This window comes from Streptococcus respiraculi (genome assembly GCF_003595525.1).
Classification (GTDB): Bacteria; Bacillota; Bacilli; order Lactobacillales; family Streptococcaceae; genus Streptococcus; species Streptococcus respiraculi.
Window position 1 is genome coordinate 1720453 of record NZ_CP022680.1, and the last position, 24231, is coordinate 1744683.

Annotated in this window: 20 protein-coding genes and 1 pseudogene; 2 read left to right on the forward strand and 19 right to left on the reverse strand. The window is 42.2% G+C overall.

Going from position 1 to position 24231, the window contains the following annotated elements; all coding sequences use genetic code 11:
* Positions 1 to 9: 9 nt before the first annotated feature.
* The 9 genes from prfB to CHF41_RS08360 form a co-directional block, all read right to left on the reverse strand.
* Positions 10 to 1105, reverse strand: a protein-coding gene (gene prfB, locus CHF41_RS08320; protein WP_119876831.1) for a peptide chain release factor 2 whose coding sequence is annotated in 2 segments (ribosomal slippage) — positions 10 to 1032 and positions 1034 to 1105 — 1095 coding nt in all. Because the reading frame shifts where the segments join, the coding sequence is not laid out codon by codon here.
* A 38-nt stretch (positions 1106 to 1143) separates the two neighbouring features.
* Positions 1144 to 2265, reverse strand: a complete 1122-nt coding sequence (queG, locus tag CHF41_RS08325; protein ID WP_119876832.1) for a tRNA epoxyqueuosine(34) reductase QueG — start codon at positions 2263 to 2265, stop codon at positions 1144 to 1146.
* Positions 2266 to 2798: 533 nt separating this feature from the next.
* The gene (locus tag CHF41_RS08330) at positions 2799 to 3296 is read right to left on the reverse strand and encodes a VanZ family protein (protein ID WP_119876833.1); all 498 of its coding nucleotides are present in this window, start codon (positions 3294 to 3296) and stop codon (positions 2799 to 2801) included.
* 301 nt (positions 3297 to 3597) lie between these two features.
* Positions 3598 to 3951: a TM2 domain-containing protein gene (locus tag CHF41_RS08335; RefSeq protein ID WP_119877175.1), complete on the reverse strand. Its 354-nt coding sequence runs from the start codon at positions 3949 to 3951 to the stop codon at positions 3598 to 3600.
* Positions 3952 to 4051: 100 nt separating this feature from the next.
* Entirely contained in the window at positions 4052 to 4648 is a 597-nt protein-coding gene (locus CHF41_RS08340; protein ID WP_119876834.1) for a TM2 domain-containing protein, read from the reverse strand.
* A 132-nt stretch (positions 4649 to 4780) separates the two neighbouring features.
* Positions 4781 to 5581: a DUF2785 domain-containing protein gene (locus tag CHF41_RS08345; RefSeq protein ID WP_119876835.1), complete on the reverse strand. Its 801-nt coding sequence runs from the start codon at positions 5579 to 5581 to the stop codon at positions 4781 to 4783.
* 181 nt (positions 5582 to 5762) lie between these two features.
* A complete protein-coding gene (locus tag CHF41_RS08350) occupies positions 5763 to 8459 on the reverse strand; it encodes a cation-translocating P-type ATPase (RefSeq protein WP_119876836.1) in 2697 nt (898 codons plus the stop codon).
* 191 nt (positions 8460 to 8650) lie between these two features.
* Complete coding sequence (locus CHF41_RS08355; RefSeq protein ID WP_119876837.1) at positions 8651 to 9037, reverse strand: YwiB family protein; 387 nt, start codon at positions 9035 to 9037, stop codon at positions 8651 to 8653.
* Complete coding sequence (locus tag CHF41_RS08360; protein ID WP_119876838.1) at positions 9034 to 9927, reverse strand: sulfite exporter TauE/SafE family protein; 894 nt, start codon at positions 9925 to 9927, stop codon at positions 9034 to 9036. Before CHF41_RS08360 ends, CHF41_RS08355 begins: the two co-directional genes overlap by 4 nt.
* Before the next feature lie 105 nt (positions 9928 to 10032).
* On the opposite strand from CHF41_RS08360, the gene CHF41_RS08365 reads away from it, so the two are divergent.
* Both CHF41_RS08365 and yidA read left to right on the forward strand, forming a co-directional pair.
* The gene (locus tag CHF41_RS08365; protein WP_119876839.1) at positions 10033 to 11346 is read left to right on the forward strand and encodes an HD domain-containing protein; all 1314 of its coding nucleotides are present in this window, start codon (positions 10033 to 10035) and stop codon (positions 11344 to 11346) included.
* Positions 11336 to 12145, forward strand: coding sequence for a sugar-phosphatase (gene yidA, locus CHF41_RS08370; RefSeq protein WP_119876840.1), 810 nt, complete (start codon positions 11336 to 11338; stop codon positions 12143 to 12145). Before CHF41_RS08365 ends, yidA begins: the two co-directional genes overlap by 11 nt.
* A 50-nt stretch (positions 12146 to 12195) precedes the next feature.
* On the opposite strand, the gene CHF41_RS08375 is transcribed toward yidA, so the two are convergent.
* From CHF41_RS08375 to CHF41_RS08425, 10 genes and pseudogenes are all read right to left on the reverse strand, one after another.
* Positions 12196 to 13452, reverse strand: a complete 1257-nt coding sequence (locus CHF41_RS08375) for an ISL3 family transposase (RefSeq protein WP_206269755.1) — start codon at positions 13450 to 13452, stop codon at positions 12196 to 12198.
* Positions 13453 to 13521: 69 nt separating this feature from the next.
* Positions 13522 to 13710, reverse strand: a complete 189-nt coding sequence (locus CHF41_RS08385) for a hypothetical protein (RefSeq protein WP_240622948.1) — start codon at positions 13708 to 13710, stop codon at positions 13522 to 13524.
* Between the two features lie 198 nt (positions 13711 to 13908).
* A pseudogene (locus CHF41_RS08390) lies at positions 13909 to 15111 on the reverse strand (IS110 family RNA-guided transposase).
* Positions 15112 to 15673: 562 nt separating this feature from the next.
* Positions 15674 to 18610: a GBS Bsp-like repeat-containing protein gene (locus CHF41_RS08395; protein WP_119876843.1), complete on the reverse strand. Its 2937-nt coding sequence runs from the start codon at positions 18608 to 18610 to the stop codon at positions 15674 to 15676.
* A 77-nt stretch (positions 18611 to 18687) separates the two neighbouring features.
* On the reverse strand, positions 18688 to 19440 hold the full coding sequence (tpiA, locus tag CHF41_RS08400; protein ID WP_119876844.1) for a triose-phosphate isomerase: 753 nt from the start codon (positions 19438 to 19440) through the stop codon (positions 18688 to 18690).
* Between the two features lie 274 nt (positions 19441 to 19714).
* A complete protein-coding gene (gene tuf, locus CHF41_RS08405) occupies positions 19715 to 20911 on the reverse strand; it encodes an elongation factor Tu (protein ID WP_067089207.1) in 1197 nt (398 codons plus the stop codon).
* A gap of 123 nt (positions 20912 to 21034) precedes the next feature.
* Positions 21035 to 22003, reverse strand: a complete 969-nt coding sequence (locus tag CHF41_RS08410; RefSeq protein WP_119876845.1) for an anti sigma factor C-terminal domain-containing protein — start codon at positions 22001 to 22003, stop codon at positions 21035 to 21037.
* Positions 21984 to 22454 (reverse strand): RNA polymerase sigma factor, encoded by a 471-nt coding sequence (locus tag CHF41_RS08415; protein WP_119876846.1) that lies wholly within the window; start codon positions 22452 to 22454, stop codon positions 21984 to 21986. Before CHF41_RS08415 ends, CHF41_RS08410 begins: the two co-directional genes overlap by 20 nt.
* 165 nt (positions 22455 to 22619) lie before the next feature.
* Complete coding sequence (locus CHF41_RS08420; RefSeq protein WP_240622949.1) at positions 22620 to 23699, reverse strand: anti sigma factor C-terminal domain-containing protein; 1080 nt, start codon at positions 23697 to 23699, stop codon at positions 22620 to 22622.
* Positions 23680 to 24177, reverse strand: a complete 498-nt coding sequence (locus CHF41_RS08425) for an RNA polymerase sigma factor (protein ID WP_119876847.1) — start codon at positions 24175 to 24177, stop codon at positions 23680 to 23682. Before CHF41_RS08425 ends, CHF41_RS08420 begins: the two co-directional genes overlap by 20 nt.
* Between the last annotated feature and the right edge of the window lie 54 nt (positions 24178 to 24231).

The following is a 24231-nucleotide window of genomic DNA, read 5'->3' on the forward strand; positions in this document are numbered from 1 at the left end:
TATAGAGTACTAGCTAATACGCCATTTGAGATAGGCATCAATAAATCCTTCAATATCCCCGTCCATGACCTTGTCCACCTGAGCGACTTCGTAGCCTGTACGATGGTCTTTGACCATGGTGTAAGGAGTAAAGACATAGGAACGAATCTGGCTACCCCAAGTGATTTCTTTTTTATCTCCTTTAAGCGAATCGACTTCAGCTGCTTTTTTTTCTTGCTCTAATTGATAGAGTTTGGCTTGCAGCAACTTCATAGCCCGATCCCTGTTCCCATACTGGGTACGGTCAACGGTTGATTGAGTAACAATTCCGGTTGGAATGTGGGTCAAACGAACCCCTGTTGACACCTTGTTGACGTTCTGTCCACCAGCACCACCGCTGCGGAAGGTATCCATTTTGATTTCATCATCCCGAATCTCAATTTCAATCGTGTCATCGAGTTCTGGCATGACTTCAACCGATGTGAAGGAGGTGTGACGGCGTTTCGCCGAATCAAATGGTGAAATACGCACCAAGCGATGCACACCCATTTCTGACTTGAGTAAGCCGTAAGCGTTTGGACCTGTAAAGCTTAGGGTAACAGACTTAATTCCTGCTTCATCCCCTGCCTGATAGTCTAGGGTTTCCACCTTAAATCCTTTGGCATTCCCAAAACGGGTATACATCCGTAGCAACATCTCGCCCCAGTCCTGAGCCTCTGTTCCACCTGATCCTGGGTGAATTTCCAAGATTGCATTGTTGTTATCATAAGGTTCTGACAGGAGGAGAGTCAACTCGTAGCTGGTCATCAACTTGTCCAACTCGAGTAACTTTTCTTCCAATTCATCTTGGACAGACTCGTCTTCTGCGAGAAACTCTAAGAGAATCTCTGCTTCATCTAGCAAGTCCAGCATCTGATGAAAATTCTGATAGGTTGCTTTTAAATCATTCAACTCCTGCGATGTTTTCTGAGCTGCCAAATTGTCATTCCAAAAGTCTGGTTCTGTCATCTTGTTTTCCAAGATAGCAATTTCTTCTTCCAAACCTTCTAAGTCAAAGAGACCCCCTGAATGAGTTCAATTTAGTGGTCAGCTCTTCAATTTTTTGTCGAATTTCTGCTATATCCATAAGTACCTCATTTCTTTATTCTGCTTATTATATCATATTTATACCCCTTTGGCGAATGATAGAAAGGCGGCCCGCTCTGCAATAACATCTGGATGGTCGCTCTTGATAGTTTCAATGAAAGCAATCAGCTCCTCATTGGGCTGTTTGACCAACTGGCTAAGTGCCCATATGGCAGCTGCCATATGAATGGGATTTTGCTTCTTATCAATAATTTCTAAGAGTTTAGGGATACTTGACTTGTCATTGGCATTGGCAAGAGCGATAATGGCATTTCGCTGAAGAATGTTTTTCCCACGCCAACTACCCGCAATCATACCAAATTTCTCTTTGAATTGCCCGTTTGATAGCTCCAAAAAGGGAATCAGCTCTGGCTCGGCCAAATCTGGGTCAATGTCTACAACGGGTGGACTATCAATTCCCTTATTATAAGGGCAGCAAATCTGACAGATATCACAACCGTAAATGACCGTCTTAATTTTCTTGCGAAACTCCAATTCCATCATGCCCTTGTCCTGAGTCTGAAAGGACAGACAGCGCCTCGCGTTCATTGTCCCGTCTCCAAGTAAACACGAGGTTGGACAGACCGTAACACAGCGATTGCAGTCACCACAATCATAATCCACTGGCTGATCAGGCGCTATTTCTAAATTCGTAATGAGTTCGCCTAAGAACATGTAAGAGCCAAATTCTTTTGAAATAACGAGGCCATTTTTGCCAATAAAGCCTATCCCTGCCCGCCTTGCGACTGCTGTATCGACCAAGGCTCCGGTATCCACCATGCCCTTGTATTCAAAATCAGCCGTCAACTCTTCAATCCCACGCGCCAGGCGCTCCAGCTTATCTTGCAAGATATAGTGGTAATCAAGTCCCCATGAATTGGGAGTAATCTTGCCTCGTTTGTACTGAGTTTTCTGTGGCTTTTGCGGTAATCTTCTCGGATAAGCAACCGCAATCGAAATAATGGTCTTGGCAGAAGCCAGGCTCAACTTTGGCCTGATACGCTCTTCAATATTCTTGTGTTCAAAGCCAGACGTTCGTCCTTCTTCGACTGCGGCCCGCAGGGATTTCTCCAAATAAGCAAAATCGTCTGCTGTTGTAAATCCAATCTTAGAAATTCCAATTTCCTTTGATAATGCGATAATTTGTTCTTTTAGGTTCATTTCTTTTATTGTAACAAAATTAAGAAAGTTTGCAATATCTAAAAACCTATATTCATAAGCGAAGTATAGTGAAGTGAGAACTGAACACGAACTAAGAGCTATATAATGCCTTGTGTTCATCGAACACATCGTCACTCTCCTATCTTACCGTAGCTATTACGAGCTCGCTCGTTCTACAGATACGGATGCCCTAAGGGTACACTTTGTGCTTTATACGCCCTCGTGTCTTATGAAATTGAACTCGGGCTAAAAGCTCGGAAAAAAGAGAAATACTCCTAGAAGCTTGCGCTTCTTTGTCATATTTCCTATTTTTCATTCGCTTTTTTTACGCCCTCGTATCTTATGAAATTGAACTCGGGCTAAAAGCTCGGAAAAAAGAGAAATACTCCTAGAAGCTTGCGCTTCTTCGTCATATTTCCTATTTTTCATTCGCTTTTTTTACGCCCTCGTATCTTGACTATATTTCAAAAAAAGCAACGATGAGTAGCGAAAAAGAAGCCCTGAAGAGAGTTACTGATCTGTGTATACAGGTTCTAACTAAGCAAAAGTAGCTCTGCGACAACGATTGTCAAAATTAGAGCGATTCGATTGACCCGTTCATAGGCTTTTTCGTGCCAAATACTGGTCAGGACATACATAATATTGATTCCAATGGCACCACCAAAGCCGTTGGCAAGGACATCTGTGATGTCTGCGACGCCGATTTGGAAGGTATACTGCAGCACTTCATAGACAATACTGACCACTAACATCACGGCTAGATTTTTAACCCAGGTCGCCTTTTTATCTAGCATTTCCATGTAAATCCCAAAGGGAATAAAACAAAGAACATTTAAGCCAATTTCTTGGTAATCCAGCACCCCATCATAGACAGCTGTTCCCGCAAAGGGAATCAGATTGATGCTACGCCCCATTTCGTGATAGTAGGCCAGCTGGAGGGTGGAAAAGACATCTAATTTGAATAGGATAATCCATGTCAGAAATGAAAGATAGATTCCAAATAAGAAAATGGTCATATAACGAGACTTCATCTAACTTCCCTCCTTTACAAGCATTGTACCATTATACCAAAAAATCGCCCAAGAAACGTTACACCTTGATGACAAATAGGGAGTCATATTACAGATTGTTTGCAAAATTAAACTAATAAACTAGAAAATATTTCTATTTATGATATTTTAAACTCATTTCGCTCGCACGCCTGCGAAACGATAAAACAAAATGACCAGATCATATAAATGAAACACTGCTATCAATGAGCAGAACTGTTTATTTTTTATATAATGATAGCAAAAAAGAGGAGAATTATTTTCCCCCCTTTCTATCTTCTATCTACTTATAAGAAGTAGCCATTAGTGCCATATTGAGTTTCTCAAGATTAGCACGTTTCGTTGCGCCCATAATCAAGAACCAGTCAATGAGTGGCCAAATTCCAAATGTCATCCATGACAAGAGCAACTTTGCAACTCCAAGTCCAACTTGACCGATATAAAAACGGTCAGCTCCCAAACCACCGAGTAAGATTGAAAAAATCAAGGCAGTTGTTGGATTCTTCAATTCGGTCGCAAGGATATAAGATACTTGAGACTCATCTAAAGCCTCCAAACGTTGGCGTAGAGCAGGAATCGCTTCTGCTGGAAAATTGCTAGCATTGGCTGCAATATAGGAATCAGAAAATGTTGACATGGTATCTCCTCTTTTAAAAATAGTATATTTTCTATGATAATATAAATGGACGTATTTGTAAAGAGCTATTTTCATCGTCATCTTTTCAGCTGACATACTCCTACTCGCTCATCTCCTCTTCACTGACAAGGGTTTGCTCTTTTACAGTTTCATTCACTTCTTCACCGACAAGGGGGATTGTCTCTGCTTCTGCGTTTGCTTCTGCAACTACAGACATTTCTTCTTCACTAATTACTGATACTTCTTCAGCAGCTTCTACAACGACACTTGCACTATTTTTTGCAGATGTAGACCGTGCTTGCTGAACCATTTCTGCCTGATTGATTTGCCACATGAAGCGTTCAAAATTAGTCTGCTTACAAGCCTTCATAATCAAGAAACAGTCAACTAACTTCCAGATATAAACACCAATCAACAGGAAAAACCCCAGTACAATAACGAGGGTGGCATAACCAATCACTGTCAAAGCAAGTTTTGCAATCCCAAGTTCTTTATTGCCAATGTAAAAGCGATCAACTCCTAATTCTCCAAGGAAGATGGAAAATAACAGAGCAGTCATCGGATTTTTGATATCTGTCATCATAAGCATGCTGACAGATTTCTCATCCAAGCGTTCGAGTTCTTCTTTGATAATAGGCAAGGTTTCAGGGGGAAAGGCACTCATATTCGCCATTAAAAAGGCTTGGGCATAGTTCATATTCATCATCTCCTAGATATGTTTATTGAAAAACGGACTCCGTCTTTCTAGTATATACAGTATTATTTTATCACTTTCTGCTTCTGATGACCAGCAAGAAAAGGTACTGAATCCTCACAAATGATATGCCCTTTAGCTCTCGGCTGAGCCCCACGCTTGAATAACGGTCTTTACTCTTTCTGCAAGCAGGCCTTCCTTGTCTAATTGCAGGTAAATATCCAATAAACAAGACCGCATGGCTGAAAAACGATAAAAATCAAAATTTGTTTCGAGTGGAAAATCGAGCGACTCGACCCACGCTACTAGGCTGTCGTCTTGTAAGTGTCCGCATTTTATCGCCTCATACACCACGCGCGCCAAGCGCCATTCCTCGTCATCCACAAAACGCTGAGGCAAACGCTTGAAAATCGCGGTCAGAATCGGAAAAATCCTCTCCCAGTCTTCTTTTTCAAAGTAGGGATGACAGACTAGCGCGACCAACAAATCCGCCCCATGCGCAAAAGCATGTACCCAGCCATAGTCGTTCGAATAACCTGTAAAATCCTGCTCCTCTGCTAGATAGTTATATGCTTTCTGACAGATTAGCTGATACTCAGCCTTTACAATCTGTTGAAAATAAGGACTATCAGGCATACAACTGACTTCTACTAGATGCCCCAAGAGCAAGGCAGTAAAGGATCGTGTCAAAGTTGGAAGCCCAATCTCATCTATCTTGTAGAGCAGAATGCCCCTCCGCAAACTATCCTCCAGCAAATATCGAAACTGCTCCCTCGTGAACAAACCTTCAAATAAACCACGCCCTAGACTATTGTAGACTAAGACATCTCGAATCTCGCCGTCAGAATGCCCGATATTGTCTAACAACCAGACCACTTCACTGTCTGAATAGGTAGGCTTTTTTGATTGTAATTTTTCTTCTAGTGTCTTTTTCATAGGCAACCTCCTATATATTATAGTGGATTGAATAAAGGTTAGGACTCCGTTAAGTCGCTTTGATGAACGCCAGTTCTAGCTATAGTTCCTTGCCTTGTCCTATTCCTTTCTCAATCCACTATAGTGTACCATAAATAGAAAGGAAAAAACCACCCTCTCAGGTGGCTTTCCGATAAATCGTTTAAATCGCATTCTTATCCATGCCCAATGTCCGTTGGACGAGCTTGACAATTTCTACAATGATAATCATAGAGAAACTTCCGATGAGGACAACAGCCCATTGGCTAAGGTCAAGATGTGTCACGTGGAAAATCGCTTCTAGTGGCTCAATAACAATGGTTGCAGCTAGAAGAATGAAGGATACAAGGATAGACCAGTTGAAGGTCTTAGACTTGAATGGACCGACCGTCAAGATAGACTGGTAAACAGACTTGACGTTGTAAGCGTGGAAGAGCTGAATCAATCCAAGGGTTGCAAAAGCCATCGTAAGCGCATCAGCATGAATCGCTTTTACATCACCCACATGAACTGGATTTGAAATAGCATAGCCGTACACGCCAAGTACCAAGATACCTTGTAGCAATCCTTGATAAATAATTGAGCTCATGACACCACCTGAGAAGAAGCTTGACTTGCGTCCACGAGGTTTGTGGCTCATGACACCAGGTTCTGCTGGCTCAACGCCAAGCGCAATAGCTGGGAAGGTATCCGTTACCAAGTTGATCCACAAAAGGTGGACAGGTTGTAACACGTCCCAACCAAAGAGAGTGGCAAGAAAAATGGTCAAAACTTCCGCAGTGTTGGCTGAAAGGAGGTATTGAATGGTCTTTTGGATATTAGAGAAGACCTTACGTCCCTCCTCGACAGCTACGATAATGGTTGCAAAATTATCATCTGCAAGGACCATATCAGAGGCACCTTTTGAAACTTCTGTCCCCGTGATCCCCATACCGATACCGATGTCAGCTGTTTTAAGAGCTGGAGCGTCATTTACTCCGTCTCCGGTCATAGCAACGACCTTCCCTTGGTTTTGCCATGCTTTCACGATACGTACCTTATGCTCAGGCGACACACGGGCATAAACAGAATATTGACCAACGACCTTTTCAAATTCTTCATCTGACAAGTTGTTCAACTCAGCCCCTGTCAATACGTGGTCTTCTGTATCATTGGCATCGATGATTCCAAGACGTTTTGCAATGGCTTCTGCTGTATCTTGGTGGTCACCTGTAATCATGATTGGACGAATTCCTGCTTCTTTTGCCACACGAACTGCTTCACCAGCCTCAGCACGTTCAGGGTCAATCATCCCAATCAAGCCAGTGAAAATCAAGTCACTTTCAAGCGTTTCAGTTGTGAGTTCTTCTGGAATGCTATCAACAATCTTATAAGCGCCTGCAAGAACACGAAGAGCTTGATGGGCCATTTCAGAGTTGTTGGCTCTGATATCTGCTGCAATCTCGTCTGTCATCGAACTAACAGTTCCAGACATATCGACCATGGTTGAACGGTGTAGGAGCTGATCTGGCGCACCTTTTACTGCCACGAAGAATTTCCCGTCTGGCAATGGGTGAACCGTTGACATGAGCTTGCGATCTGAGTCAAATGGTAACTCAGCCACACGAGGGTATTGAGCTAGAAAGGCTTTAACATCGTACTCTTTATCAAGTGCATATTGGATAAAGGCAGTCTCTGTTGGATCACCAATTAGTTTACCGTCTGCATCAATCTTCGTATCATTTGCCAGAACAACCGCCCCCAATAATGGTAAATCTAGTCCTGCTTCAATGGTTTCTTTGGCATTAACTAATTGACCATTGTAATAGACTTTTTCAACAGTCATCTTGTTCATTGTAAGAGTCCCCGTCTTATCAGACGCAATAATTTCTGTTGAGCCAAGTGTTTCTACTGCTGGCAACTTACGAACAATCGAATTGCGTTTTGCAAGGACCTGCGTCCCAAGTGACAAAACGATGGTGACAATGGCTGGAAGACCTTCTGGAATCGCTGCTACCGCAAGGGCAACTGAGGTCAAAAGACCTGTCAACGGATGCTCACCACGGACAAAGACAGCAACAGCAAAAGTAATCGCAGCAATGACCAAAATGACGTAGGTCAAGACTTTTGATAAGTTATTGAGGTTCTGCTTGAGCGGTGTATCAGTTTCATCCGCATCTTGGAGCATACCTGCAATATGACCAACTTCGGTAAACATCCCCGTGTTCACAACCACACCAAGTCCACGACCGTAGGTCACGTTGGAATTTTGGAAGGCCATATTGACACGATCACCGATTCCTGCATCTTCTGCTAGAGTCACACGGACATCTTTTTCAACCGGTACGGATTCCCCAGTCAAAGCAGCCTCTTCGATTTTTAACGAATTTGCTTCTAATAAGCGCATATCAGCTGGTACTACATCTCCCGCTTCAAGGCTCACAATATCCCCTGGAACCAATTCTTTTGAGTCAATCTCTGTCACATGACCATCACGTAAGACGTGAGCAGAAGGACTGGACATAGATTTCAGAGCATCGATCGCTTCTTCTGCTTTCCCTTCTTGATAAACACCAAAGAGCGCATTGATAATGACAACAGCAAGAATGATAATCGCATCTGCAATATCTTCACCACCTGATGTTACAACCGATAGAATCGCTGCAAGTAGCAAGATAATAATCATGAGATCTTTAAATTGATCTAAGAATTTAGCTAAGAGGGAGCGTTTCTCGCCTTCTGCTAATTCATTACGCCCATATTGCTCCAAACGCTTGCTTGCTTCACTCGTTGTTAAACCTTGCTCACTCGTCTCTAACTCACGCAAAACAAGATCGGCATCTTGGGTGTAAAAAGCTTGGCGCTTTTGTTCTGTTGACATGTTTTTCTCCTTTTCGTCCCTTTTTGAAAACACAAAAAGAGACTTGTTTTATTCAAACAAGTCTCGCTATTTCATACAAGGCCGGAAATTTCTTTCGGATTGACGACCTTGTAACGGATACTTCCGTCAGCTACTCCCTTGATATGTTGACCATTATAGCAAATTTCCATCCCATTTGCAAGGAATTTTTCCTAAAAACTTCCCCATTTGATGTTCAAATGGTAACGGGCTAAGTCTTGCCCTGTTTGGGGAATTTGAAGAGCGTAACGAATGGTCACGTGATTTTCCTTTTTTTGATAGGTATCCGTCACCACATGCAGTATCTGAATCCCGACTGGAGTTGCAATTTGTGTCACGGTTGTTTCCTGGTTGATAAAGTACATAACGGATTTAGGAGTCGAAAAGCGGGTCATGGTACAGTCCGTATCCTTGATTTTCAAGACCACGCGCTCTTTCTCATCATTCTGATAGGTCAAATAGAGAAATCCTCCCTTTTCGACGACTTCTGCATCACGAATTTCCTCTACTACTTCCAGTTCACCGTCAAGGTCGATTTCATTTTGAATGATAATCTTCATTTTTTCTCCTTTATCTGTGATACAAATGATGAACGTAGCAAGGTCAGACCTGTATAAGATGCGATGAAAATCACGAGGATTTTCAGGTTATTGACATCTAAACTACTCAAAAACTTAGCTGCTGTCAACACTCCAAAAACTCCGCCAACAATAATCCCCAGCACACCAGACCAATTGACCCGACCTGACTGGATGAATTGCTTAGCGCCCGCTGTCATAATCATGGCTGCATTTAACATCATCACAGGGAGGGCAATCGCTGGGCTAATCCCCATGAGAGAAAAGAAAATCAACTCTGGTGCATAGTTTCCCAAACCCATGCTCATCAGCATCCCAACGACAAAGTCAAAGATTACACCAACTAGTAATTTCCAGCCTGTGAGACCTCGCACATCATTGGTCAAATCAGCTCCAGGATTGGTCACCATGCGATAGACCATAAAGAGGGCCGCAATCACCAGCAAAATCCCTAAAATTCGCTGAACTTTCTGGGTGTTCCAATGCTGGGTCACTCTTGCTCCGACAAAAGCTCCAGAAAAAGCCGCTGTTGCCATAGCAACCAAGGTCACCAAGTCCACTTGGACAATGGTGATAAAGAGCAGGGCTTCTACCAAGACCGGAATGATATGAGCGGTTGTCATGGTCGCAGGAATCTTCCTGTCATCTTCCACCAATTTAGTCGCTTTAAACAAGGTCGTAGTGGTCGCAAAGGTCCCAATCCCCAAGGTATCAAGCAAATCCGTAATAAAGCCGATACCAAGTCCTGTTACAAATCGTTCCTTCAGGTTAATCTGGTACTTTTTTGCATAAGAAAAGATCGTCCATGCGATCCACAAAATCAGCCCGATCAAGAGGGCCTGAATAAGGTGTAAAATCATCTGTTCTGTCATACTCTTATTATAATATGAAATCCCTTTTTCGTAAACAAGTTTTAACGGGAAATCGTCAAATAGTTCATAAAAGCACAATCGCTGTTTTTTTGATATAATGAAAGAATGAGTGAAAAAGTATTTCGTGACCCTGTTCATAATTATATTCATGTAGACAATGAATTGATCTACAACCTAATCAATACCAAGGAATTTCAACGGCTGCGTCGCATCAAGCAACTGGGAACGACCTCCTATACCTTTCATGGTGGTGAACATAGCCGTTTTTCGCATTGCCTTGGTGCTTATGAAATTGCACGGCGCATTGTTTCTACTTTTGAGAAAAAATATGCGGAAATTTGGGACAGCAACGATTCGCTCTTGACTATGGTGGCGGCTCTCTTACACGATGTGGGACACGGAGCCTATTCCCATACCTTTGAGCGCTTGTTTGACACAGATCACGAGGAGATGACCTGTCTAATCATCACTAATAGTGGCACAGAAATCAATGGCTTATTACGACAGATTGCTCCTGATTTCCCTGAAAAAGTGGCTAGTGTCATCCGCCATTCCTACCCCAATAAGCAGGTGGTTCAACTGATTTCTAGCCAGATTGATGTGGACCGTATGGATTATCTCTTGCGAGATTCTTACTTTACAGGAGCCAATTATGGTCAGTTTGATCTGACACGGATTTTACGGGTCATTCGTCCGACTGAAAACGGGATTGCCTTTAAAGAATCGGGCATGCATGCAGTGGAGGACTATGTGCTCAGTCGCTATCAAATGTACATGCAGGTCTACTTCCACCCTGCCAGCCGCTCTATGGAGGTCTTGCTGCAAAATCTCCTCAAGCGGGCAAAGATGCTCTATCAAGACCAGCAGGAGTTCTTTAGCACCTCTTCTCCCCGCCTGATTCCCTTCTTTGAACAGCATTTCGCCTTAGAAGATTATTTGGCCTTAGATGATGGCGTCATGAATACCTATTTCCAGTCTTGGATTAACGGACCTGATACGATTTTATCTGACCTAGCCCAACGCTATATCAACCGTAAGGTCTTTAAGTCGATTACCTTTGATACCCAGACTGAATCACACTTGTCCGTCTTAGAAGCAATTGTTAATCAAGTCGGATTTGAACCTAGCTACTATACAGCAATTCATCATAATTTTGATTTACCCTATGATATTTACCGACCAAATGCCAAGAAAAAACGGACCCAGATTGAGATGCTCAGAAAAGACGGTAACCTTATTGAACTGTCTCAGCTCTCTCCAATTGTCCATTCCTTGGCAGGAACGGTTCACGGCGATAGCCGCTTCTATTTCCCAAAAGAAATGCTGACGAAAACAGGAATTTTTGCTACACAAAATGAAACTTTCCTAAGCTATATTCACAACGATCAATTTATTTACGGAGAACATGATGAGCATTAAACTTGTCGCCATTGATATTGATGGCACCCTATTAAATAGCAAACATGAAATCACCCCCGAAGTTTACCAAGCCATTCAAGATGCGAAACAAGCGGGCGTGAAAATAGTCATCGCAACGGGACGTCCGATTTCCGGTGTCAAACGTATTTTAAGACAATTAAACCTCTTAGACGAGGGAGACTATGTCATCACCTTTAACGGTGGACTAGTCCAAGAAACGGCAACTGGAAACGATGTTGTCAAAGAAGGCTTGAGCTACACCGACTACCTCGAATGGGAATACCTCGCACGCCAACTAGCACTTCCCATGCACGCAAGCACCAAAGACGGCATGTATACTGCCAATCGCAATATCGGCAAATACACCATTTACGAAGCGCAACTTGTTGACTCCCCCGTCTTTTACCGCACGCCTGAGGAAATGGCAAATAAAGATATCATCAAGGTCATGCTGGTTGACGAGCCTGAAAAACTTGATATTGCGATTCCACAGATTCCAACACTACTGACAGAGCGCTTCAATGTCGCAAAATCTGCTCCTTTCTACCTCGAAGTGACCCCAAAAACGGTCAACAAGGGCGAAGCCATCAAGAAACTCAGCGCTTTATTAGGTCTTACTATGAATGAAACTATGGCAATCGGTGACCAAGAAAATGACCGTTCCATGCTAGAAGTTGTAGGAACTGCGGTCGTTATGGAAAATGGCAGTGCTGAACTCAAAAAAATCGCGACCCATATTACCAAATCAAACGATGAAAACGGTGTCGCATACGCCATTAGAGAGTGGGTATTGAAGTAACACACCGATCAAATAAGGCTCTTTGTCAACTGTAGTGGGTAGATAAAAAGCTAACATTTAGAGAGGATCAGCTTGGTCTTCTCTTTTTTGATGTTGATGGCAATCAAAATCCGCTTTTTGAAGTTTTCAAAGTTCCGAAATCCAAAGGCATTACGCTTGATGACTTTGATGAGATTATTCGTCGCCTCAAGTTTGGCATTTGAGTAAGGTAATTCCATGGCGTTAAGAATCTTCTCCTTGTCCTTCGAAAAGGTATTAAATACGGTCTGGAAAATCGGGTCGACAGTCTGCCGAGCGTCTTGGATAAGTCCAAAAAACTGGTCAGCTTGCTTCTCCTGGAAGTGAAAAAGCAGTAGTTGATAGAGCTCGTAGTGTTCTCTCAGTTCTTGAGAATAGCCGAGCAGTTTAGCGACAATCTCCTGGTTGGTTAAGTGCATGCGAAAAGTCGGGCGATAGAACCGCTTATAACTGAGTTTACGGCTATCCTGTTGTATCCATTTCCAGTAGCGTTTCAAGGCTCGATACTCAAGAGATTTTCTATCGAATTGATTCATGATTTGTATGCGGACACGATTCATAGCACGAGCTAAATGCTGTACAATATGGAAACGATCAAGTACGATTTTGGCATTCGGAAATAGCTGTCTAGCTAATTTGTAGTAGGGGCTAAACATATCCATGGTAATGACTTTGACGCGGTTTCTAACCTGTCTAGGGTATCTCAGAAAGTGATTTCGGATGACCGCCTGCGTCCGCCCATCAAGGATAGCGATGATGTTATTTGTGTCAAAATCTTGAACAATAAAGCTCATTTTCCCTTTCTTGAAGGCATACTCATCCCAGGACATGACTTCTGGGAGCTTACCCCACTCCGTTTCAAACTTAAACTCATTTAGCTTTCGACTTACAGATGAAGCTGAAATGGAGAGTCTGTGTGCGATATGTGTCATTGCTTGATTTTCGATGAGTAATTGTGCGATTTTCTGGTTGACAGCGACAGAGATTTGATGGTTCTTCTTAACAATAGGAGTTTCAGCGACCGCCATTTTCCCACATTCCTTGCACTTGAAACGACGCTTTCGAAGGCGGATAAGTAGCGGGTAGCCAGCAGTTTCTAAGTAGGGGATTTTAGAGGCTTTCTGGAAATCGTACTTAGCCATTTGTCCCTTGCAGGAAGGGCATTTAGGGGCTGTGTAATCCAAGTGACCGTGGAGTTCTAAGTGAGTTCCCATGTCGGATTCATTAGTGATAGTGATATTTTTGTCTTTCATTCTGAGAAAATTTGTGATAAGATTTAGTTGTTCCATATGAGTCTTTCTAAAATGATAGTTTTGTCGCTTTTCATTATAGGTCATATGGGACTTTTTTTCTACACTCTAAAAGGCTCCATAATCTCTGCGGCGGGCGTACCCACTACAGATATTATAGAGCCTAAGTTCGATATGGGTCTCGTGTTGAATGGCATGATTCAAGGTGATATTTTTGTCTTTCATTCCGATGAGTAATGTGGTATTATTGAGGTGTTCCATAAGACTCTTTCTAATGAGGGTTTGGTCGCTTTTCATTATAAGTTTTATGGGACTTTTTCTACCATTTGTCAAGTATACCAAGGCTTTAAAGCGAAAATATTTTGAGGACAGTCGCTAAATGTCGGTTATTACCCTCTTTTTCTGTGCTAAGGAGCGATAAAAGTGCACACAAAAGGAACAGCTTATCTAGCCTTTTTAAAAATAAGGTGTTAGAATAGTATGGCATAGACAACTTTACTGATTTTGGGTTGAAGTATAATCGTAAAGTTTGTTATGCGTTATGAGGTAATACATTGTCCTGATGAGGCGATGTATAGAGGCAATCGTATGTGACTTAGTTGAAGTCATCTGCGATTGTCTTTTTCGTTTCTCATAAAAGTCTGCGATGTGACAAGGATTCGTGTGACTAGCTGAAGCGATGTTGTGAATGCATTTGAAGAGAATCTTTCTTGCGTAAGGATTGCCACGTTTGGTGATGTGTTCCTTGGCAAGGAAGTTCCCAGATTCATAATGTCTCAGGTCAATACCGATAAAAGCGTTGATTTGGTTGGCAGACTGAAAACGGCGAATGTCCCCAAGCTCGCCAATGATACTTGTCGCTGTGGTTTCCGCTATTCCAGGAATAGAGAGAAGGATCTCATATTCTGGTAATGGCTGAGCGAATGAGACCATTTCATCCAAAACCGTTTGTCTCCGATTAGATAGCCTGAACAGTTCTTGTGCATAGTAACGGACCTCTTCCATCATTGGAGAGGATTTTTTGACCGCACAGTAGGACTGTTTAGCGAGTTCTGTCAGTTTATCAGCCAGATATTCGACACGTTTTTCGGAAATGCGTTTGGTCGTAGATTGACGAATGCTATCGATTAACTGACTTTGAGTTAAACTTAACACAAAGTCTTTAGATGGAAAAGCGATTACCAAGTTCCAGTACTGTTCACCGTTTGGTGTTGATAAGAGGCTTTCCAACTCTGGAAAAGTGACCTGCAATACCTTGTGGAGACGGTTCTTTGTACGGACAATATCTTCTGTCAGATTCTGGTAAAAGCGACTTAAATCACGTAGATGTTGATAGATTTCTTGTTGTATATAGCTTGGTTTTCGATTCAGTACAAACTGAGACTGCGCTAACTTTTCAGCGTCAATTTTGTCGGTTTTACGGACACGTAGGTTGTCCAGTTACTTCTTAGCTTCCAGCGGATTGAGTCGAGTATAGGCGTAGCCATTTTCCTCAAGAAAAGCCTGAAGACGACGAGAATAGACACCTGTCGCTTCAAAGACAATCTCAGGATTAGAGACAGTTTTCAAATCGTCCAACAACCGATTAAAGCCGATGGCATCACTAGGCATGGTATAGCTATGAACCTTCTCACCGTTGACTAGAATAGCCACTTCTGAACTTGTTTTACTCACATCAATCCCAAATACTGTACGCATGATATTACCTCTTTATCTTGTTTGGTTCCTTGTTTTAGTGATGTCATTTTCAATACTCGACGTCTAGCGTCCCACATACTTTGATAACATTCTCTCTAAAACAGGTGTCTTGCCAGTTTTTGATGCGACGTCTAGCGTCAAAAAGTCCCACGACTTAACAAGACACCTCTACTTTAACATAAAGAAAAAGTAGTGAGTACTCTCTCCCGTCGGAGATTTTCTCACTACTAATCTTAGTATGTTTTTGATACTCAAAAAGATCTATAATCTCCATAGTGGAGTTACCCACTACAGAAATTATAGAGCCATGAAAGCATGGAGTTTGGGACAAAATTCTGATTAGAAAAGTAAAAAAGCGAACAAAGGAAGAGTTAAAATCTTAAAGCTCTCTCTTTGTTCGCTTTTTGTATATATTTCAGTAAAAGAAACTATATGAAATTATAGAATTTCTAACGTGAAAATCTTTTTGTCCCAAGCTCTTTTTTCACCCTGTTCTCTCAGTTTTTTCCGTTTTACTAGGTTCAAATCTACCAAATCAAACGAAACTGACAGAGGATCGTTTTTAATCTGTAAAACGACCTGTATAATCAAGGTTCAAGTCAAATACATGACGACCCGATAACAATTGAGCTGATGATGTAAATTGCCATGCAGCTGCTAGCGGATGCATATTCATGTTTCTCGCTTGTTGAACAGATAAACTATTGTACGGATATTGAGCAACCCAAAAATTCTTCAAACCAAATTGACCTGTCTGAATGGGACCTGCATAACCTAGCGTATTAACATCGATCCAACTTGCACTCGTATAGTGAACCAAGTTGTTGTATCCTAGACGGTGCATTTCATTTTCCCACGATTTCATGTTTGCATTGATATTGTTACGAGTCTTGTATTCCTCAATATCATTGACCATAACAATATCTTTCGATAATCCTAGTCGCTGAGCTGCCGCCACAAAGTAACGTGCCTCTTCTTGAGCTGATCTTGCATCTGTAAAATGTGAATAGTGGTAAACAGAAACCTTTACACCAACTGCCTGTGCATTACGAATCTGCTCCGCTGCAAATGGATTGATGTAAGATGTTCCTTCCGTTAATTTCACCACAACACCAGCTACACCTTGGTTCGATAAATTACGATAGTCTGACACAGAAAGGCTGCTATTATGGCTACTTACATCGACAAAGGCCTTAGGAGAGCGACTACTAACATTCAAATGCGTCTTTGTGCCACTCACTCTGTAACGCTTTCCTTGGCTCAAAATATAGAGCTCTGCGTGATAGATACCTGATTCAAACTGATGATTTCTTGCATGAACCATCACCCTATATGAACCATCTACTTGCTTATTAGCCTTATACCATATAATATCATTTTGACCATTTATATCAGCCCAAACAGGAACATAGACAGCATCCACACTGGTAGAGGCACGAAGATTAGAGATATGAACCTCAAAACTATCATCCACATGATTCATTTTTTGAATCGCTATATCTGCTCGTGCTACTACGTCTTTTATACTTACCGTTGTTCGAGTTGTACCAGCCCCTACTCTTGTTCCATCTGTATACTGAACATGCCAGTGGACATGATAAAGCCCTTGATCATAGCTATGATTACCCGGATCAACTGACACCGCATAACTTCCATCTTTTTGCTTGGTAGCCTCATACCAACGAAGGTCATCTCGTCCTTTTTTAGCAGACCAAACAGGTATGAGAATACGTTGAATTTTTTGGGGACTTCGCAAATTGGAAATTACTACATCAAAACGGCCATTTGCGCTATTTTGATTGTGGATTTCTATCTTTCCACTTGGTCTAGTCGGCACTGGAAGCTCCGTCCGAATCGTACCAATCCCCTCCTGGCTGCCATCTTTATAGCGATAGTAATAATGCACATGATAGCTGCCTGTTTCATAGTGGTGCAGACGGTTATCAATTCGGAGATGATAAGTCCCATCCAGTTGTCGTTCAGCGTCATACCATCGCAAATCATCTTGGCCACCTTTACTGGTCCAGACAGGAACACGTACTCCTTGAACCTCCTGAGAGGCACGAATATCGCTAATTAACACATCAAAGGTCCCATCATTTTCATTGATACGCTGAATTTCAATCTTCCCACTTGGTCTAGTCGGCACTGGAAGCTCCATCCGAATCGTACCAATCCCCTCCTGGCTGCCATCTTTATAGCGATAGTAATAATGCACATGATAGCTGCCTGTTTCATAGTAGTGCAGACGGTTATCAATTCGGAGATGATAAGTCCCATCCAGTTGTCGTTCAGCGTCATACCATCGCAAATCATTTCGGCCACCTTTACTGGTCCAGACAGGAACACGTACTCCTTGAACCTCCTGAGAGGCACGAATATCCCTAATTAACACATCAAAGGTCCCATCATTTTCATTGATACGCTGAATTTCAATCTTCCCACTTGGTCTAGTCGGCACTGGAAGCTCCGTCCGAATCGTACCAATCCCCTCCTGGCTGCCATCTTTATAGCGATAGTAATAATGCACATGATAGCTGCCTGTTTCATAGTGGTGCAGACGGTTATCAATTCGGAGATGATAAGTCCCATCCAGTTGTCGTTCAGCGTCATACCATCGCAAATCATCTTGGCCACCTTTACTGGTCCAGACAGGAACACGTACTCCTTGAACCTCCTGAGAGGCACGAATATCGCTAATTAACACATCAAAGGTCCCATCATTTTCATTGATACGCTGAATTTCAATCTTCCCACTTGGCTTTATTTCTACTGCTTCAGTCGGATCTTGTCTCAGTTCTTGAGATAATTCCTCAGAAACTACGGTTGTCCTAGACTCTGTTAAAGACAAAGGGGCTTCCTGTTTAACCTTTGGCTTACTTTGGGGTGCGGTAGGTCCGTTAGACGCTTTTCGAAATGCACTTCCTGTCTGAGTAGAGCTGCTCGAACTAGTTACTGCTGAACTGGTTGAAGTCGAGCTACTCAAGCTCGGTTCTACCCTAGAAACACTCGCAAGGCTACTGCTGCTGGATGACACATCATCTGCGCTTGATGCAGGAGACGATGAACTTGCTGAACTTGTTGGCGGAGTGAGAGCCCATTGAAATGGATAAGGTTCCAAGTTTTCAACCTGTCCTTCTTTGTTTCTTACTTCGACTTGAAGATAAAAGGTATCTGCTGTTACAGCAAAAGCATCTCGCACGAGAACCGCCTCATAGTCCCCAGTCTCAGTTTTCTCAAATGAAGAAATGGTTACCTGGTCACTCTTATCCTCTTTTGTCCACAAAGTACCAGCAGAAGGCTCATAGCCATCTGGTAACTGAGACAAGATAGCCTTGACCTTACCATCTTCTGCCACCACTTGTAGATTTCCTACAGAGACTTCGTGACGCGCTTGCGTCAGTGGCTGTAATGGTGTAATCACACTATCTGCGGTCACAGGGCTCATCCAACAAGCCAGTACCATCCCTGATAGGCATACAAGAGATCTTAGTTTCATGTTTTCTCCTATTGTTGCAATAAAAACTTCTAGCGAAATGTTAGAAGTTTTTATCGTCTATTATCTATTCTTTGATTTTAAAACTCAAGCAAAGCAAGGAAGCTTTCTGGATCAAGTGAAGCTCCACCTACAAGCGCTCCGTCCACATCTGGACAAGCCATGTAGTCTGCTACATTTTCAGGTTTTACAGAACCACCGTATTGAACGCGAACTTTGTCAGCCACTTCTTGTCCGAAGTCTGCTGCAACCACGTCACGAACTGCTTTACACATTTTTTGTGCATCGTCTTGAGTCGCTGATTTACCAGTACCGATTGCCCAAATTGGCTCATAAGCAAGTACCAATGAAGCTACTTGCTCAGCAGACAAACCTTTAAGAGCTGCTGATACTTGCGCACCTACAAACTCTTCTGCTTTACCAGCTTCGTAAGTCTCAAGGGATTCACCACAACAAATGATTGGAGTCATACCATTTTTGAAAATCGCATGTGCTTTTTTGTTGATGTCTTCATCTGTTTCATGGAAGTAATCACGGCGTTCTGAGTGACCGATAATAACATAATCCACTTCAAGCGCTGCAAGAGTTGCAGGGCTGTTTTCTCCAGTGAAGGCACCAAAATCTTCAAAGTAGCAGTTTTGTGCTGCAACTTTTAATTCCGTATTGCGCACACCTTTTTTCATACCTTCGATGAAAAGAGCTGGTGAACCGATAACAGTTTCTACGCGTTCACCTGAAGGGACTTTTGTTTTTACCGCTTCGATAAATGCACGCGCTTCTGCTGCTGTTTTGTTCATTTTCCAGTTTCCGGCGATAATTGGTTTACGTGACATTTCACATACCTCTTCTAATTTTATTTTCAGTGTATATTTTATCACAAATTAGGAAAGAAATAAAGCATTGATAGGTAAAAAACACGTTCTACACATAACAAAAAGCATACACGTTCTTGCTGCCACCTTCTTTCTTTAGGACAGAAAAGGTCGCAGGACAAAAAGAAACCCACTGGGCGTACTCGCTTTCGTATTTTCAAGCTCGTGAAAAAACAGCCCACTGGGCTGTTTTTTTTGTCTGTTTATAATTGTTATTTCTGGGAACGTAATCGAATTAAGCTTCGATTTCTGTAACCATACCTGAACCAACAGTACGTCCACCTTCACGGATAGAGAAAGTAGTACCTTGTTCAACGGCGATTGGGTGGATCAATTCAACGTCGATTGTTACGTTATCACCAGGCATTACCATTTCAGTGCCTGCTGGCAATTTGATTGAACCAGTTACGTCAGTTGTACGGAAGTAGAACTGTGGACGGTAGTTATCGAAGAATGGAGTGTGACGTCCACCTTCTTCTTTAGTAAGGATGTAAACTTCACCTTTGAATTTAGTGTGTGGGTTGATTGAACCTGGTTTAGCAATAACTTGTCCACGTTCGATTTCATCACGTTGTACACCACGAAGAAGAACACCAACGTTGTCTCCTGCAAGACCTTCGTCCAATTGTTTACGGAACATTTCAACACCAGTAACAACTGCTTTAGAAGTTTCTTCTTTAATACCAACGATTTCGATTTCGTCGTTGACACGAACAGTACCACGGTCGATACGTCCTGAAGCAACAGTACCACGTCCAGTGATTGAGAATACGTCTTCGACTGGAAGAAGCAATGGTTTGTCAGTATCGCGTTCTGGTTCTGGAATGTACTCATCAACAGTATTCATCAAGTCCATGATGATGTCTTCAAATGCTGAGTCACCTTCAAGAGCTTTAAGAGCTGAACCTTGGATAACTGGAAGGTCATCACCTGGGAAATCGTATTCTGAAAGAAGGTCACGGATTTCCATTTCAACCAACTCAAGCAATTCTTCATCGTCAACCAAGTCAACTTTGTTCATGAAGACGATCAAGTGTTTAACACCAACCTGACGAGAAAGAAGGATGTGCTCACGAGTTTGTGGCATTGGTCCGTCAGTTGAAGCTACTACAAGGATAGCTCCGTCCATTTGAGCGGCACCAGTAATCATGTTTTTAACGTAGTCCGCGTGTCCTGGAGCGTCGATGTGCGCATAGTGACGTTTTTCAGTTTCGTACTCAACGTGTGCAGTGTTGATGGTGATTCCGCGTTCGCGCTCTTCTGGAGCAGCATCGATAGAAGCGTAATCTTTTGGTTGGTTAACTGATGAAGGCAAGCGACGTGCCAATACAGTTGTGATAGCTGCAGTCAAAGTAGTTTTACCGTGGTCAACGTGTCCAATTGTACCAATGTTAACGTGTGGTTTACTACGATCGTATTTTTCTTTTGCCATTTTGGTAAAAGCCTCCAATAAAATATATTTTATAGATAGACAGTAGGCAATACAGTCTAACTTTACCTTACTATTCTATCAAATTGTAGCAGAAATGCAAGTATTTTCTATCTTTTTTACGATTTATTCCACATCAAGCTGATAATAAGGCTGATTTGGGATAGCTGCACCAATGCTTGAGGCAAATATCCAATCCTGATTTTCCAACTGGGCAAAGTTCTCTGCCTTACCTGTTAGAATAACACCTCCGAAGCTGGCTTTTCCAACTTTACCTTTTGAAGCAAGATGTGCTGTTACATCTTCTGCTAGGCCTTCTTGCCCCATCTCCTTAAATTCCTTACTCTGGCTAAATGCTTCCAATAATTCATAAAATTCCTGATAGGAGGAATCTAACCATTGTTTTCTTGGTGTCCAGCCAAATAGGTGACTGACAGCCTTTTGCGCTGTATTTTCATCGCTCATACTACCAATCCAATACCAGTTGGCCTTGAGATTTTTAGGCAATTTTTCCTCTAGTTCTGCCAAGGTGTACTGCTTATCAAAGCTAATAGCCACTTCTACCAACTGCCCTTTCATCTGTGACAAATAGGACAGTTCCTTAGCAGGTTTTCGGATAATATCCTCAGTTCCATAGCTAGCCTTAGGATTGAAAAACAGAGCTGCCTTCTGATAACTTTTGTAACTATAAGCCATCTCTGTACTATCTTGCTCGACAGATGCGGGCAATACAAAAGAAGCTAAGGCATCCTGATTCTGGTTCATGACCGTAAAATTTGCTGCAATCTCTTCATATTTTACGGAAATACCATCTATATCCTTAACGAGATTAGCCTCGTAAGTTCCACCAAGATTATTGGCAAATACGACGCGCACATTGTCTCGTTGCATATTCGGAAAGGCAATACTGGTCTGTCGATAGTAATAATCGTCTAATTTATGATACTGCTGTGCAGATAAAAATCCGAGTCCCATCCAGATAAGAAAAGCGACTCCACTTGCCAACAAAACAGATCCAAAACTAATGAGAAGCGTCCGTTTTTTCCATTCTCTTCTCGTTTTCTTCGCCAATACTTCAAATGTTTCCATAATCATATCCTTTCTCTTTCAGAGCTTGCTTTAATTTTTGACGACTGCGATGAAGACCGACCTTGACCTTGCTGACGGAATAAGAAAGAAGCTCTGCTATTTCACGAATGGTAAAGCCTTGAAAATAAAAGAGTTCCAAGAGAAGTGCATCCTGCTGTGGCAATTTTTCTACTTCTTCCAAGAGAAAGTCATATTGGTCTGTTTCGAAGGGGGAAAGTTCATGTGGCTTGAAAAATTCTTGCCGTAAAATTTCCATGTAACGTTTGTCTCTGCGATACTTATCAATGTAGCGACGAATGGCAGAGCGGTACAGGAAGGCTCGAATCTTCTCACCAGGGATAGCAACTGGCATTTCAAGGAGCTTGACAAATATATCTTGGACGACATCTTCTGCCTGCTCTTTTGGAACACCTGATGCCATCAGATAGGCGATGACATCTTTGGCAAACTCAATCAAGACTTTTTCATACGCGTCTAGTTTAATCGTACTTCCCTCCCTTCTTCACTAATAAAACGAAACGAGACCCGTAAAAGTTACAGGTCTAGTCTTATTGTACCATATTTATAACAGCGCATAACAGCGCAAACTGAAAATCTAAAAGAACATGAGGTTCAAAAAGAATTATCTGTGAGTATTGAGCTGATGATAAGGCTTGACTTCCACATCCTGACCGATATTAGAGGCAAAAATCCAGCTGGCTTTTTCAAGTTGTGCAAAGTCTTCTGCCTTACCAGTTAGAATCACACCAGCAAATGTAGCTGTTTTTCCGTCTTGATTCTTTTTAAGATAGTCTTTGACATCATTTGTCAAATCATAGTCTTTCCCATCTTCGCCCACACTATAACCAAGCCACTGATTTGCCAAAGCCTTCTCTAGATATGCTTGGAAGAAGGTATAGCTATTACAAAAAGCTTGACTAGGCGTCAAATCAGCCAGTTTCTTTTGATAGTCCTCATAGGCTTTTTGAGCTTCTTCCTTAGACAGATTTTCTGGTTTTTCCTGTTTTTTCATCTCGTCATAGGTTTCTAGTTGAGTGAGATTAGGCTGAAAACCAATCTGAGCATTGAGCTTTAACTCGCTCGTATCATAGATACTAGTGCTACCAATCCAGTACCAGTTGATGTTCAAATTACTAGGAATCATGGTTTGAATTTCATCAAAGGTATAGGGCTTATCAAAGGTCACTGCCATTTCAACTACACGATTGGGCATTTTGGACAAGAGAGAGACGTCCTGAGTGACGATATCCCCCATTTGCTGATAATTGCGGTTGGTATTATAAAAAAGTGGCACCTTATAGCTATTCCCGTGGGTATACCCCCCTTTATTATCTGATGATTTATAGAGATTGAGATGCTGATTTGAGTCATAGCCCCGACGCAAGCCATAGTGGGTCTCAAAAGCTTCAAACGGAACAGTAATGCCTGCAATATCCTTAACCTGATTAGCATAATAGGTCCCTGTAAATTCCGAGTCTGCAATGAAGGACCAGTTTATATAACTAATATTAGGATAACTGATTTCTGTCATCGTTTGATGATAATCACGTACTTCGTTGGCATTACGTGAGGTAATCCAAGCCAGTCCCTTCCAAGCCACGACCAACAGTACAACCCCTGTCACAATCGAAAGCAAGACCGTTTTTACCCTATTCTTTCGTTTACTTTTCTTTGCTGCAACTTCAAAAGTCTTCATATTCATATCCTTTCTCCTTTAGCAATCTTGCTAACTGCTTACGACCACGATAGAGGTTCATCTTAACCAGGCTTTGGCTGATTCCTAAGACCTGTGCGACCTCCTTGGTCGTCATTTCTTGAAAATAATAACAGTCCAGCACCGACTGGTACTGAGTGGACAATTCTGCTACCGCCTCATACAGTGGCCCATAATCTGATGTATCGTACTTTAGCACCTTCTCCTTTTGGAAAAATTCCTGCTGGATAATCTCATGGTAGCGTCTATCCCTACGATACCGATCAATATAGGCTCGAATAGCTGAGCGATAAAGCCAAGCCCGCAATTTCTCGAAGGGAAGAACAATGTCTGCCTCGAGAATTCTAACTAAAATGTCCTGAGCAATATCATCGCTGTCTGCTTGATTGGCGCCTGATTTTTGCAGATAATAGGAAATTTCTTTCGCAATGCCCATGACTTCTTTTTCATATTCGTCGAACCGAATCTTTCTCCCCTCCTTTCACTAATAGAACGAATGAATTGGCAATTGGTTACAGCT